Raw genomic sequence first — 13,695 nt, 5'->3', positions numbered from 1 at the left:
GTGCAGGATGAAGTCGATCAGAAAGGCAAAGAGTTCCATGGGTTTCCTTGAGCGCACGGATTATCCCGCCCGCGCCGGGGCGGGTGGCGGCGCGAAGGGCAGGGTGGCGGCCGAAGCATCGATCTGGGCTTCGGCCGCAGCCGCAGCGGCGGCTGCGCGCGGCGCGGCCAGGGCGTTCTCCACCGCATGGCGCACCGCCTGGTGCAGCTCCCGGCTGTCGCGAAAGCGCACCTCGATCTTGGTCGGGTGCACGTTCACGTCCACGCGCGTGGGGTCCATGTCCACATAGAGCACGTAGACCGGCTGGCGCTGGCCGTGCAGCACGTCCTCGTAGGCGCTGCGCGCGGCATGGGCCAGCACCTTGTCGCGCACGAAGCGGCCGTTGACCCAGGCGTACTGGTGGTCGGCGCGCGAGCGCGCGGCGTCGGGCAGGCCGGCGCGGCCGCTCACGCGCACCGTGCCGACGCGGTGCTCCACGGCCACCGACTGGGCCTGGAAATCCTCGCCCAGCACGTCGCCCAGGCGCTGCGCCAAGCCGGCCGGGCCGGGGTGGCTGCGCCACTGCTCGATCAGCTTGCCCTCGTGCCAGACCGCAAAACCCACGTCGGGCCGGGCCAGGGCGTGGCGACGCACCGCCTCCAGGCAGTGCGCGAGCTCGGTGGCGTCGGTCTTGAGGAACTTGCGCCGCGCCGGCACGCTGAAGAACAGCTCCTTGACCTCGACCGTCGTGCCGGTCGCGCGCGCGGCCGGCCTGAGCTCGCCGGTGCGGCCGTCGAGCAGGAAGGCGCTGGACTGGCCCGCGCTGCGCGAGAGGATGGACATCTCGGAGATCGAGTGGATGGCCGCCAGCGCTTCGCCGCGAAAGCCCATGGTGCCCACCGATTCGAGCTCGTCGAGGCTGGCGATCTTGCTCGTGGCATGGCGCTTGAGCGCCACCGGCAGCTCCTCGCGCGGGATGCCGGCGCCGTCGTCCTCCACCGAGATCAGGCGCACGCCGCCTGCAGCCAAGCGCAGCGTGATCTGGCTGGCGCCGGCGTCCAGCGCGTTGTCCAGCAGCTCGCGCACCACCGAGGCCGGGCGCTCGACCACCTCGCCGGCGGCGATCTGGCTGATCAGTTCATCGGGGAGTTCGCGGATGGGGCGGCGCGGGGAGGGGTCTATGACGGCGTTCACGGGGGGATTTTAGGTCGCGCCACCCGGGGGCCCCGGCGCGGGCGGGATAATCCGTGCGCTCAAGGAAACCCATGGAACTCTTTGCCTTTCTGATCGACTTCATCCTGCACGTGGACCGCCACCTGGAGGCCTTCGTCCAGTCCTACGGGGCCTGGGTCTACGCCTTGCTGTTCCTGATCGTCTTCGTCGAGACCGGCGTGGTCGTGATGCCCTTCCTGCCTGGCGATTCGCTGCTGTTCGTGGTGGGCGCGCTGGCCGGCGCCGGCCTGCTGGACCTGCCGCTGGCCTGCGCCGTGCTGCTGGCCGCCGCCATCCTGGGCGACCAGTGCAACTACACGATAGGGCGCTTTTTCGGCCCCAGGGTGTTCCAGTGGGAGGACTCGCGCTTTTTCAACAAGCGCGCCTTCGACCAGGCCCATGCCTTCTACGAGCGCTACGGCGGCATCACCATCGTGCTGGCGCGCTTCATGCCGTTCATCCGCACCTTCGCGCCCTTCGTGGCCGGCGTGGCCGCGATGAGCCGCCTCAAGTTCACCGCCTACAACGTGGGCGGCGCCCTCATCTGGGTGATTGGCATCAGCGCCGCGGGCTACTTCTTCGGCAACCTGCCCTGGGTCAAGGAGAACCTCGAGAAGATCATCTGGGCCCTGATCCTGGTGCCCGGCGCCATGGCCATCCTGGGCGCCTGGCGCGCGCAGCGCAAGGCGGCGGTGCAGTCTTGAGGGGATGGGCGGCGGCGTCGTCGCCTGGATCGACTCTAATCGCTGGAGGGGTCGCCCGCCATCGGCTCACAACGTCAAACGCCCAACCACGACTTACGAACCCGCTTGATGGGACTAAGTTTCATTATGGTCGCTGTGCTGTTATAGAGCTGACCACAGCCCACCCGATGCGAACCTTTGTAGGCCTGCATAGCGGCAATTCAATTTTTGAACTTATGGGTGCCCCGTAGGGGCGTCCAGTTGAGTTACACCCGAAGCGTTCGCATTAGGAAAAATATCAATGACTTCCCGGCAGAAGCTTCGTCTCGCGAGTCTTGTACTCAAGGGCCTGCTGATACTTTAGATCCACAATTTTCTTGCTGGCAAGCCACTGTCGGTCAGCCTCCTCTGTACGAAACATGTAGAGTCTTCGCAACACCAATATCTGCAGAACACGGGTGGCTATGAAGTCAGCTGACAAGTCCTGTGAAATTCTCTCGATTTCCCTCGGAATTCGCCCTGGGCCGTCAAGCTTTACGCCGACGGAAATTAGCTTTGATGCAGGTGTACCAATCGAGTTTGCTGCAGTTCTAATGTCTTCCATCAAGTCGTCTGAGCTGATAGAGACGACGGCCTTAATCAGCAATCCTGCGGCCGAGGACTGAAGCAACCACGCCAGCAGTTGTCTAGCGGCCTTTTGGCGCTCTTCGTCACTGTGGAAGGCCTTCTTCTTCGCCAGTAACTCAGTGATTTCGATTTCAACCGTACTCTGGTGGCTCATGAAAACGCTGAAGAACGCATTCACCGCCCGTAGGGGGCCGCACATCACTTGCTTCAGCAAGTCGACACGCTGACTTCGGGGAATGCTGGCTATTTGGTTCTTCAGCATCTGGCCAAGAATTTCAACAGTCTTAAGGAGAGAAATCGCTTGAGCGGTGAATTCATGTTGGGCCAGATCTTCCTTTTTATCCGCGAGTCCGTCGCTACCGTCGTCCAATTCATCTCTTGTTTGATTCGCTTCTGCTCTGGCTTTCTCGGGCGTTTTCCCCGAATAAACCAACTCAGGCAGTTCCTTGACGAACTCTTTGACCTTCTCGGTGTCTTTTCCGTTAAAGGCAATTGGTGAGTAACCTTTGAACGGCTCGTTGATGGCATCAGTCACACAAGTCAAGAACATGGGGTCCTTGAAGGCATGATGAGCAAGGAAAAGTATCGTATTGGCGTTTTCTCGTACGTAGAGGTGGGCGCAACAAGTTCGGATATAGGCCTGTACATCCAAATCATCAAGTTGCTTTGAGAGATGGCGCCCCTTCAAGAAGTAATAAATATAATGGTATCGAAACCGTACGAACTCCCCATTTTTCGTAAGAATACGGGCTTTCAGTAACAGCGCAATGCGAGGTTCAAGTTCGACGCGAATCTGTTCCCTCGAATAGCGGTCATTAAATACCGTGAGCTCTTCTTGAGAAAGTTCCTTGTGTTCGGTTGCATGCATTTGCCATGCGAGATGAGAGCAATACTCAATTATCAATCCCCACTGGCTCTTGTGAACATGAGCAGACTCAAGGCCTGCTTTAACTAAGTAGTCATAGTATTCACCCAATCCGCTATCTTCAAAGCCACCTTGTACCCCTGATTCAAAGCTTTGTAGCAGTGTCAGTAGATACAATGGAAGTGACGGAACGATGTTCTTCGCCATGACGGCATCCAGCATTCGCTCTGCTTGGTCACATCTCGCAAGAAGGGCGGCCTCATCGAGTGAGCCGTCAGCGCCAGTACGCTCTACCCATCGACGAACAAGTTGTGCTCGGCGCGAGTAGCCAAAGGGCAACAGTTTGTACTCCTTGAGGTCTGATAGCTTTCCCTCCGCATAAGGTCGAATTGAGCCGTTAAAGTCTAATATCTCGTTTGCCGTAACCAGCATCCTTGGGAAGCGAACAGTGAAGGACGTCAAGACCTTAGCGCGATACTGCCCATGCTTAACAGGCCCATCGTCAAAGTCATCGAGCAGTAAGATTTTTTCAGTGCTCGGCTTTTGATTAAATAGCTCAACACATTTTTCACCGTACTGTTCGATGACGGATCGGCGAACAATCTTGTCGATTTCTGCGTCACTGGAACTCTTAATGTCAGAGCCACGGATGTAGACGGGAACTAGTCCACGTTCGTGGTAATATCTGAACAACGTGTAGAGGAGACTCGTGGCCCCAACTTTCTCCTCTCCTGTGAGAAGGACTCCACCTTCCAGGCGTGAGGCATCGTGAAAAATGGTTGAGTTGGATATCTTCCTCCCGCCGCGAGTCTCCACGGCAGTAGCCTCCTGGACGTCTGGGTAAACGTAAAGATCCTGAAGGCCGATAGAACTGCCCTTGATACTAAATGCTCCCCCCGGATCAGCTAACAGTTGCTCAAACGACGTCTCAATGACGAAGCGGTTTAACGTTTTCTTTGGCAGATCTCTGAAGTCGCTCCACGTACCCTCTTCAGTCAAAGTATAGTGGCCAGTGTCTTTCCAAAGGAAGCGAGATGACCTGTAGGTTCCTTCCTCCAGATTGAAGACTAGTACATTGAAAGAAGAGTCTGCTAGGTTATTCTTTCCCTGAAGAACACAGCCTTCAACATATGCGCTGTGCCCTGAGTCTGTATGGATATCTTCTCCAGCCCCGCCGACATGCTCATGGCCGGAAATTACAACGTTAGATAGCTGTCGGACAAATCGGCGAAATGCATGGTAAGTTGCCTGACTAAACCAGTTCAGCGGTTGGTGTAATACAGAAATACGCAGATCAACACCATCATTGCGAATATTCTTGTAGCGTTCAACGGGGAATATTAGCGTCCCGGGTTCTTCTCTCAGGTTAGAGCACCACGCAACATTTATTCCATCGAAAATAATCTCTTTCCCTTCCACAGTAAACCGATGGGCGGTCCATAGTGGATCTCCGACTCTGGACTCATCCGGTGACTGCAACTGTTCCGCAAAGTTCTGAAAAGCAGCTTGAGCCGAAACACCAATTTTGATAACGTCGTCGTCAAGTTGACGAGGGTCTTCCCGGACTGCATTCAGTGTGAGAATTCGGGGTTTTCCTCCAATGTCGAAATCGCAATCGTGGTTTCCCGGGACCAAGATAAAATGAACTGGGATCCGTTTTTCAGCAAGAATCTCTTTTCTGATGGCATCGAAAAATTTTTCTGCCAGTTGGTACTGATCGACTTTGCCGCTGAAGGCAATGTCACCCGATACTACGATGAAGACAGCTGAAGCTTCCGCAAGTTCAGAATAGACGCAAGCTGCAATGAGTTCGCCTTTCCCTAGAATCGGATCGCGAGCACTGCGTATGTGTATGTCGCTCAAATGCAGCACGACAGCTGTCATTCGTTCTCCCCTTAAACAAGACGGATAGAGATAGCTCGATTTATATCAACGCTCTTTGCAGAGTGATAGCTGAATATCGCGCGGGCTGAAGAGGTGCAGCGTTTTCCGCGGCGCCGCGCATCATCTATGAAGAACGCACGACGCAGCAGACCACTCTGGCGCACCGATGGTTGATTCTAGGGCGTCCCACTGAGCGGCGGGCGGCCGCGGCGTTGAACCGGCGCTGCTGCGCCGACACTCACACCTTCAGGAACAGCTCGCGGTAGGGTGCGAAATTCGCGTGCAGCGGCAGCAGCGCCCCACCCAGGGCGCGCGCGTCCGTGCCTATGCTGCCGGCGTGCAGCTCGGGCATCCACAGGCCTTCCCAGTCGTAGTGGGCTAGCGCCGCGCGGGTCTGGGCCAGCAGGCGCTGCAGCAGCGGGCGGCAGAACGAGCCGTCGACCACCGCCTCCAGGTCGAGGAAGGCCGTGCCGCTGGTGATGCAAGGCGCCAGGGCCTCGGCGGCCTCGGCCACTCAGGCCTGGGTCTCGACCTCGAAGGCCGCTTGCAGGGCGCGCTTCATGCCGTTCATCCGCACCTTCGCGCCCTTCGTGGCCGGCGTGGCCGCGATGAGCCGCCTCAAGTTCACGGCCTACAACGTGGGCGGGGCCCTGGTCTGGGTGTTGGGCATCAGCGCTGCGGGTTACTTCTTCGGCAACCTGCCCTGGGTCAAGGAGAACCTGGAGAAGATCATCTGGGCCCTGATCCTGGTGCCCGGGGCCATGGCCATCCTGGGCGCCTGGCGGGCCCAGCGCAAGGCGGCGGTGCAGTCTTGAGAGAATGAGTGCCGGCGGCGTCACCTGGACCTTTACCGAAGACCTGGCATTCAAATTGCTGGAAGACCCACAACCGCCGTTCGCGAGAGGCCTCAACAACAAAAAGCTGTCCTTCAACGTGCAAGTGGAGGTAACCGGCAACCGTACGAGGCGGCGCCTTCGGGGAGCGCCCCGCTTTCGGTTGTCAGGAGCGTTACAGTATGCCCTGTGGCTGTTCCACGGCCTCACAGCATTGACCATGGGTCGAGTTGATACCCATCCTGTTGAAGGCGCTCACGTGCGGAAATGATAATGGCCAAAAGAGACGATTGTTCGCGTAGATGGGTCGCTGTAACTCTGGTCAATGGTCCAAGGGCTTTGCCCTGCGGGGAAAGTATTTGGAATTCTAGATACTCCTCATAAGGTGCCACTGTAAAGCGACAGTCAAATGGCTCGACTGCAGCCCTGATGTTGTTTTGAGCCTGATCAATGTGCGGCGATGACATGGCAAGTACCTCCAGTGCAGAAAAACATGAGTGGCAAGAAGCCGCGGACATGTGTATCTCGATAGGCGCGATTTTATCCCCTTCTTGAAAAATCGGCCGTGATGGCAAGTTCTTCCTTTAAACGCACATTTATTTCTGTTTTGCAGGCTTGGCGGGCTGCTGAAATACCTTCCTGACATCCTCGATTGAAGCCAGGCAAGGGTGTCTTACCCCTGGACCATGCCGAAGAAATCGATTGTATAGTCGGTCTTCGGTCCCGGTTAAGCGCTGGCATTAGACGTCGTACGCCCACAGCGGCCGGCGCAAAGGAATTTTTTCCCAGCTTGCTGGATTCATGATATAAATACAATGATGGCATTAAATGGCATCGGGATCATGGCGCGCAGGATTTACTCTATCGTGGAACTCAGAATTTCGCGCGTGGTTAACCGTGTACTGTTCTTGGCACTAGGCTTCGCGTGGCTGCCTTCTGCGGCCGCAATGGAGTTTCGCCTCTTCTTTCAGCCCGATCTGAGAATTAATGTATTGATTGCAGAGGGCCCTATTGTCACAGGAGATGCAGAACGATTCCTTGCGGCATCAACCAAAGCCGACCGCGATGTCGAAGGGCACATTGTTTTGGTACTCAATAGTCTTGGCGGCTCAGTGCAGGCGGCTTTTGATTTCGTCAGGGCAATGGATCGAGTAGGAGTCTTCACAATTGTTCCAGATAACGCCCTGTGTGCATCCGCCTGCGCCTCGATAATTTACCCTTCCGGAATCCGAAGGAACATTGTTGGTTCCGGCCGTCTTGGCTTTCACAGCTGCTATACGAAAGTAGAGGGAAAGATTGACGAGTCCGCATTCTGCAATGAGAAGATCGCAGAGCACGCGATTTCGAGGGGAGTTGCACACGCTTCTGTGAATCTGTTTGTGAAGGACTTCGGCGCAGGAGAGATGGCTTGGGTTGATCGCCATATCGTCTGCACTACGCTGCCAGGTATGTGTCGCCCGACCTTGCGCGACCCTCGACCCTCTGTCGAATCAGAGATCAGACCAAGCTTCGATTGTGCAAAATCGCGTACTCTTGTTGAGAAGCTCATTTGCGCCAACCCCGTACTTGCCAAAATGGATGCAAGAATGGCTGTTGCCTATTTTACTTTGAGTACTAGCTTGATCGACCAAAAGAGCCTGCTAGACGAGCAGCGCGCATGGCTGCGAAATGACCGAAATAACTGCGATAGCCTAGAATGCTTGGTAGCGGCCTATCAAAGTAGAATTGGTGCTCTTGAATCGCGCATAGGGCAATAGCCGCTCTTTGCCACTCTTTATGGCATCGCATCATGTGGACTGCGCACGCCATGCCGCCGAGTCGACACGCACCGGATCTACATGGTCACAGGATAAAGGGAGCCTGCGCATGGCTGAGTATTATCACTGCTTTAACTGCAAAACCGTAGTACCGGTGCTCCCTGGCGCGGAGAGAAAGTGCCCCTCATGCGGAGGAACAAGTGGGGAAGTGATCTCTCAGGAGAGATTCGACCAGGGGTTCAAGGCAGGTGCCTACTACAATATCGACCCGAGGACCGGGAAGCCTGCCAAGAAGCGCCGGTAGTCTTTTAACCCCAAGCAATCAGCATGTGCTGGATCGCCCGCTCCCGTGAAAGCGCCGCATAGCCTGCCGTTTAACAGGTGCACCCGACAGCGGGTCCGCTGCTGGGCGCCCTTCTTTCTTCGGTCGGCGGCGTCCGGTTAACCGGCGACATTGAAGGACCAATTTCGTTGTAGCGATGCTGCTCGCGAACGGCAGTTGCAGAGTGTTGCTTCGCGTTGACGGTCCGGTCTCGGGCGCGAGATCGACCGTCACTTCATGGCCGCTGCCGCGCGCAGGCGAACAGCGGGTCTTCCTGATGTAGCCGCAGAGCAGAAGCCAGCCCACGACGCCGGGCGTGAGCCGGCGCTGCCGCGCGCAGACTCAGACCTTGAGGAACAGCTCGCGGTCGGGCGCGAAATTCGCGTGCAGCGGCAGCAGCGCACCGCCCAGGGCGCGTGCGTCCGTGCCTATGCTGCCGGCGTGCAGCTCGGGCATCCACAGGCCTTCCCGGTCATAGTGCGCGAGCACCTCGCGCTGTCGCTCATGGCAAGGTCACTATCGCCCAACGATCAGGCAGAAGTCTATTCATCCTCTCCCCCCGCCAACAACACCCCGCGCCTCGCTAGCCGCTCACGCGCCTCCAGCAGGGCTTGGTGCAGTTGCTGCTCCAGCTCTGCCTTGGGCGGCAGCTCGGTCCAATACTCGGCCACGGTGATGCCGTCCTTGTGCATTTGCAGCAGTTCCACTTGTTCGCGGCTGGATTCGGCGCACAGGATCAGGCCGATGGGCGCCTCCTCGCCCGGTTGGCGTTCGTGCTTGTCCAGCCATTTCAGGTACAGCTCCATCTGGCCCTTGTGGGCGGCCTTGAAGCGGCCCAGCTTCAGCTCGATGGCTACCAGGCGGCGCAGGCGCCGGTGGTAGAAGAGCAGGTCGAGGTAGAAATCTTCCCCGTCGAGGACCATGCGCTTCTGGCGCTCCACGAAAGCAAAGCCGCGCCCCAGCTCCAGAATGAAGGCTTCGAGCTGGCGCAGGATGGCAGCCTCCAGGTCGGACTCGTCATGGCCCTGGCGCAGGCCCAGGAAGTCCAGAAAGTATGGGTCTTTGAAAACCTGGCCCGTTGTGGGTAGCAGGGCGGCGGGGACCTGGGTGCTGGCAATCTCGCTGCGCTCGAAGGCCTTGCGGTCGATCTGGTGGGCAAGCTCACGCACGCTCCAGCCGTCTTGCGCGGCTTGCTGGGCATAGAACTGCCGGGCCTGCGGGGTTTTGAGGGCGACGATGGCCACCAAGTGGCTCCAGCTCAATTTTGCCGACAGCGTCGACACAATCCCGGTGTCTGGAAAAGCCTGTGCGAACTTCACCATGCGGCGCAGGTTGCGGGCCTCGAAGCCGCGCCCGAATTCGTGGGACAACTGCTGCCCGAGCTGTTCGAGCAACTGGCTGCCGTAGCTGGCGCGCTCGCCGCCCAGCACCTCCGTACTCAGGCGCTGGCCCACTGTCCAGTACAGGCGCGTCAGCTCCGCATTCACGGCCCCGGCCAGGCGCTGGCGGCTGCTGGCAATGAGGGTGCGCAGCTCGGCGTGCAGGCTGCTGGCTGTGGCCGCAGGCGTGGCGGGCACTTGGCTGGTTTCCAGGCTGGCCATGGATGTGTGTCTCCCTGTTACGCGGCCATCATAGACGGCGCTGCCGCGCGAGGACTCAGAGCGTGGGAGTTTTTCGATTTCACTCCCTCTCCCTTTGGGAGAGGGCGGGGGTGAGGGCCGGCGAGTGGCCTTGACAGTGGCGCGCTGCCCCTCACCCCAACCCTCTCCCCAAAGGGGCGAGGGAGGAAATACCGTCGCTTCGAAAAACTCTCAGCCTCTCACACCTTCAGGAACAGCTCGCGATCCGGCGCGAAATTGGCGTGCAGCGGCAGCAGCGCGCCGCCCAGGGCGCGCGCGTCCGTGCCTATGCTGCCGGCGTGCAGGCCGGGCATCCACAGGCCTTCCCAGTCGTAGTGCGCGAGCGCCGCGCGGGTCTCGTCCAGCAGGCGCTGCAGCAGCGGGCGGCAGAAGGAGCCGTCGACCACCACCGCATCCAGGTCCAGGAAGGCCGTGCCGCTGGTCACGCAATGCGCCAGGGCCTCGGCGGCCTCCGCCAGCCAGGCCAGGGTCTCGGCCTCGAAGGCCGGCTGCAGGGCGCGCTCGTCGTAGGCGGCGCTGCGGTCCAGGCCACGGGCCGCGAAGCGCTGCTCCAGCTCCCACAGCGAGGCCCGGCCGACCAACTGCTCGGGGGCGCTGCCGCCCTGGGCCACGCGCAGCGGCAGCGAGGCCACGGCGCCGGCGTTGCCGTGCAGGCCGGCGTGCGGGTGCGAGTTCAGCACCAGGCCGCCGCCGACGAAGGTGTCGACGAACAGGTAGAGGAAGCTCTTGAGATCGCGCCCGCGCCCTGTCACGAGCTCGGCCACCGTGGCAGCCGCCGTGTCGCGCGCAAAGCTCACGGGCAGCTCGGTCATGGCCTGCAGCTCGGCGCCGAGGTCGAGCCGGTTCCAGGCCTCGGACTGCGCGGGCGACAGGCCCAGCAGCCGGTGCCAGCCGCCCATGGCGAAGGGCGCCGCCAGGCCCAGGCCGACCAGGCGCGGCGCGAGCGGGCCCAGGCCGGCCTGCAGCGCGCCCAGGCGCTCGGCGATGGCCGGCAGCAGGGCCTGGGCGTCGGGGAAGTCGTATTCGAGTGTCTGGCGCTCGCGCACCCGGCCGGTGAAGTCCAGCAGCAGCCAGTCGGTGCTGCGCCGCCCGACCTTGATGCCGATGGAGAAGGCCCCGTCGGGGTTGAGCGCCAGCGGCACCGAGGGCTGGCCGATGCGGCCGCGCACCGGGGCCTGGCGCAGCAGCAGGCCGTCGTCCTCGAGCCGCGCGGCGATCAGGCCCACGGTCTGGGCCGTCAGGCCGGTCAGGCGCGCCAGCTCGGCCTTGGGCAGGCTGCCGTGCAGGCGGATCGCCTGCAGCACCACGCGCTCGTTGAACTGGCGCATGCCGACCTGGTTGGAGCCGCGCGGGCGCAGCCTGGGCGGTGCAGGCAGGCCGGCGGGGGCGAGCGGGTTGGTCATGGGCGCAGATTCTCGCCGATGACTCCCTTGCGCACGATGAAGTTGCCGAAGGGTTGCGGCTCGCCGGTCAGCACGATGGCGTAGGCCGAGCGCACCCGCTCGTAGAACGCGTAGCGCTCCAGCGGCTCGGCGCTCTGCTGCGGCCCCATGTCGGGTTGCAGCAGCGGCAGCACCTCGCGCTGCAGCGCGCTGAGGTAGGGCGGCTCGGTGCCCGAGACCTGCATGTAGGCCACGGGGTGGGCCACGTCGGCCGCCAGTGGCAGCACCGAGGCCACGGCCTGCACGGCGCGCGCCATGGCGATGCCGGGCAGGCGCAGCACCGTCTTGCCGGCGCCCAGGCTCATGGCCGTGAAGTTGGCGTCGGCCAGCACCAGGGCGTCGTCGTGCCCCATCTCGGCCAGCAGCTTGAGCAGCTCGGGAAACAGCAGGGGGTCTATGCCTTTGAGCATGGGCGGTCCTAGGCCAGCGCCTCGGCGGGCAGCTCTTCGGCCAACTTGGCGCCGGTCATCACGGCCACGGTGTCGCTCATGCTGATGGTCTTGGGGTTGACCACGGCAGCGCGGCGGCCCAGGCGCTGGATGTGGATGCGGTCGGCGATCTCGAACACATGGGGCATGTTGTGGCTGATCAGGATCACGGGCAGGCCCTGGTCGCGCACGCGCCGGATCAGCTCCAGCACCATGTTGCCCTCCTTGACGCCCAGCGCAGCGGTGGGCTCGTCCATGATCACCACATGCCGGGCGAAGGCCGCGGCGCGCGCCACGGCGACGCACTGGCGCTGGCCGCCCGAGAGGGTCTCCACGGCCTGGGTCATCGAGCGTATGCCGACCTTGAGGTCCTGCATGCGCGCGGTGCTCTCGGCCAGCATGCGCTTCTTGTCCAGCATGCGTAGGCACTTGCCGGCAAAGCCCGGGCGCCGCAGCTCGCGGCCGAGGAACAGGTTCTCGGCGATGGTCATGGCCGGCGCGACGGCCAGGTCCTGGTAGACGGTCTCGATGCCGGCGCGGCGCGCCTCGATCGGGCTCTTGAAGTGGATGGTCTGGCCGTCGAGCAGGATCTGGCCTTCGTCGGGCACGGTGGCGCCGGACAGCGCCTTGATCAGCGAGGACTTGCCGGCGCCGTTGTCGCCGATCACGGCGAGGATTTCACCGGCGCGCAGCTCGAAGTCGGCGCCGTCCAGCGCGGTGACCTGGCCGTAACGCTTGACCAGGCCCTTGGCCTGAAGGACGAGAGGGGGGGTGCTCATCAACGTGCTCCCTTGCGCGAAAGTTGGTCGGCGGCGACCGCGAGGATCACCAGCATGCCGGTCACCAGGACCTGGTAGATGGAGGACACGCCCATCAGCGTGAGGCCGTTGCGGAACACGCCGACGATCAGCGCGCCCACCAGCGAGCCCAGCACCACGCCGCGGCCGCCGAACAGGCTGGTGCCGCCCAGCACCACGGCGGTGATCGCGTCCAGGTTCTCGGTCTGGCCCGCGTTCGGGTCGCCGACCCCGGTGCGCGCCACCGACAGCAGGGCCGCGATGCCGTAGAACAGGCCGGCGAGCACGTACACGCCCAGCAGCACGCGCTGGGTCGGGATGCCGACCAGGCGCGTGGCCTCGGCGTTGTTGCCCACCGCGTAGACATGGCGGCCGGCGGCGGTCTCGCGCAGCACGAACCAGGCCAGGCCGTACAGCAGCAGCATCAGCACCGCCCCATAGGCGACCTCGGTGCTGCCCAGGCTGAAGGTGTTGCCCAGCGCCGTCATCAGGTTGGGCAGGTCGGTCACGGTCTGCGAGTTCGAATACAGCTGGGTGATCGCGAAGGCGATGTTCAGCGTGCCCAGCGTGACGATGAAGGGCGGCAGCTTCACCTTGGTGACCAGCAGGCCGTTGAGCAAGCCGAACAGCGTGGTCACGGCCAGGCCGCAGGCGATGGCCAGCGGCGCGGGCAGGCCCAGCTCGGTGGCGAACTTGCTCATCACGATGCCGCCCAGCGCCATCACCATGCCGCAGCTGAGGTCTATGCCCGCGGTCAGGATGATCAGGGTCTGGCCGATGGCGATCACGCCGACCACCATGACCTGTTGCAGGATCAGCGAGAGGTTCCCGCCGGTGAGAAAGCGATCGCTCTGGAACGCGAAGAACGAGCAGGCCAGCAGCAGCGCGATGAACGGGCCCAGCGTGGCGAGCGGCGGCAGGGTCAGTGTCCTGGTGTTCATGGGGCTTGTTCCTAGTGGCAGTGATTTGGCGGTCATGGGGCGCACTTCCTCTGGTTGGTGCCGGCTCGGCCGCTTACTTCTTGCCCCAGCACAGCTCGGTGCCGGTCTTGACGTCCTTGCTGTCCACGCCGGCCACCGGCTTGGCGGCGATCAGCGTGACGCCGGTGTCGCTGTAGCCGCTGGGCTTCTTGCCGCTCTTGGCGTATTCGACGCCGGCTTCCACGCCCATGGCCGCCATCTTCAGCGGGTACTGCTGCGAGGTCGCGGCGATCACGCCGGCGCCCA

9 protein-coding genes and 4 pseudogenes are annotated in these 13,695 nt (G+C 61.7%); 3 read left to right on the top strand and 10 right to left on the bottom strand.

Annotated features, from left to right (window positions below):
- Positions 1-75: 75 nt before the first annotated feature.
- A pseudogene (gene mutL / locus FFS10_RS21130) lies at positions 76-1,173 on the bottom strand (DNA mismatch repair endonuclease MutL); the annotation flags it as partial.
- A gap of 71 nt (positions 1,174-1,244) precedes the next feature.
- On the opposite strand from mutL, the gene FFS10_RS21125 reads away from it, so the two are divergent.
- A complete protein-coding gene (locus FFS10_RS21125) occupies positions 1,245-1,895 on the top strand; it encodes a DedA family protein (protein WP_137896573.1) in 651 nt (216 codons plus the stop codon).
- A 277-nt stretch (positions 1,896-2,172) separates the two neighbouring features.
- Here FFS10_RS21125 and FFS10_RS21120 read toward each other — a convergent pair whose 3' ends face one another.
- Both FFS10_RS21120 and FFS10_RS21115 read right to left on the bottom strand, forming a co-directional pair.
- Positions 2,173-5,250 carry an anti-phage protein gene (locus FFS10_RS21120; protein WP_137896572.1) on the bottom strand — a complete coding sequence of 1,026 codons (3,078 nt, stop codon included), beginning with the start codon at positions 5,248-5,250 and terminating at the stop codon, positions 2,173-2,175.
- A gap of 238 nt (positions 5,251-5,488) precedes the next feature.
- Entirely contained in the window at positions 5,489-5,764 is a 276-nt protein-coding gene (locus FFS10_RS21115; protein WP_212744167.1) for a hypothetical protein, read from the bottom strand.
- A 37-nt stretch (positions 5,765-5,801) separates the two neighbouring features.
- Between FFS10_RS21115 and FFS10_RS21110 the strand changes: the two are divergent.
- Positions 5,802-6,065: pseudogene (locus FFS10_RS21110) on the top strand (SNARE-associated domain-containing protein); the annotation flags it as partial.
- Between the two features lie 884 nt (positions 6,066-6,949).
- Positions 6,950-7,840 (top strand): lysozyme inhibitor LprI family protein, encoded by an 891-nt coding sequence (locus FFS10_RS21105; RefSeq protein WP_171016063.1) that lies wholly within the window; start codon positions 6,950-6,952, stop codon positions 7,838-7,840.
- A 664-nt stretch (positions 7,841-8,504) separates the two neighbouring features.
- On the opposite strand, the pseudogene FFS10_RS21100 reads toward FFS10_RS21105, so the two are convergent.
- The 7 genes and pseudogenes from FFS10_RS21100 to FFS10_RS21070 all read right to left on the bottom strand — a co-directional run.
- Positions 8,505-8,639: pseudogene (locus FFS10_RS21100) on the bottom strand (ROK family transcriptional regulator); the annotation flags it as partial.
- A 65-nt stretch (positions 8,640-8,704) separates the two neighbouring features.
- Positions 8,705-9,763 (bottom strand): PDDEXK nuclease domain-containing protein, encoded by a 1,059-nt coding sequence (locus FFS10_RS21095; RefSeq protein WP_137896570.1) that lies wholly within the window; start codon positions 9,761-9,763, stop codon positions 8,705-8,707.
- A gap of 218 nt (positions 9,764-9,981) precedes the next feature.
- On the bottom strand, positions 9,982-11,205 hold the full coding sequence (locus FFS10_RS21090; protein WP_137896569.1) for an ROK family transcriptional regulator: 1,224 nt from the start codon (positions 11,203-11,205) through the stop codon (positions 9,982-9,984).
- A complete protein-coding gene (locus FFS10_RS21085) occupies positions 11,202-11,654 on the bottom strand; it encodes an RbsD/FucU family protein (protein ID WP_137896568.1) in 453 nt (150 codons plus the stop codon). Before FFS10_RS21085 ends, FFS10_RS21090 begins: the two co-directional genes overlap by 4 nt.
- 8 nt (positions 11,655-11,662) lie before the next feature.
- Positions 11,663-12,451: an ATP-binding cassette domain-containing protein gene (locus FFS10_RS21080; RefSeq protein WP_137896567.1), complete on the bottom strand. Its 789-nt coding sequence runs from the start codon at positions 12,449-12,451 to the stop codon at positions 11,663-11,665.
- Positions 12,451-13,446: an ABC transporter permease gene (locus FFS10_RS21075; protein ID WP_137896566.1), complete on the bottom strand. Its 996-nt coding sequence runs from the start codon at positions 13,444-13,446 to the stop codon at positions 12,451-12,453. The genes FFS10_RS21080 and FFS10_RS21075 overlap by 1 nt, the downstream gene beginning before the upstream one ends.
- 37 nt (positions 13,447-13,483) lie before the next feature.
- Positions 13,484-13,695 (bottom strand): annotated as a pseudogene (locus FFS10_RS21070) (sugar ABC transporter substrate-binding protein); the annotation flags it as partial.

Origin of the sequence: Ramlibacter sp. 2FC, from assembly GCF_005503345.1 — a bacterium.
GTDB lineage: Bacteria > Pseudomonadota > Gammaproteobacteria > Burkholderiales > Burkholderiaceae_C > SCMQ01.
This window is presented reverse-complemented; position numbering and strand designations above follow the sequence as displayed.

Coding starts and splice junctions, on each gene's coding strand:
- FFS10_RS21095 (WP_137896570.1), bottom strand. CDS start 9,763: ATGGCCAGCCTGGAAACCAGCCAAGTGCCCGCCACGCCTGCGGCCACA.
- FFS10_RS21120 (WP_137896572.1), bottom strand. CDS start 5,250: ATGACAGCTGTCGTGCTGCATTTGAGCGACATACACATACGCAGTGCT.
- FFS10_RS21085 (WP_137896568.1), bottom strand. CDS start 11,654: ATGCTCAAAGGCATAGACCCCCTGCTGTTTCCCGAGCTGCTCAAGCTG.
- FFS10_RS21090 (WP_137896569.1), bottom strand. CDS start 11,205: ATGACCAACCCGCTCGCCCCCGCCGGCCTGCCTGCACCGCCCAGGCTG.
- FFS10_RS21125 (WP_137896573.1), top strand. CDS start 1,245: ATGGAACTCTTTGCCTTTCTGATCGACTTCATCCTGCACGTGGACCGC.
- FFS10_RS21075 (WP_137896566.1), bottom strand. CDS start 13,446: ATGACCGCCAAATCACTGCCACTAGGAACAAGCCCCATGAACACCAGG.
- FFS10_RS21080 (WP_137896567.1), bottom strand. CDS start 12,451: ATGAGCACCCCCCCTCTCGTCCTTCAGGCCAAGGGCCTGGTCAAGCGT.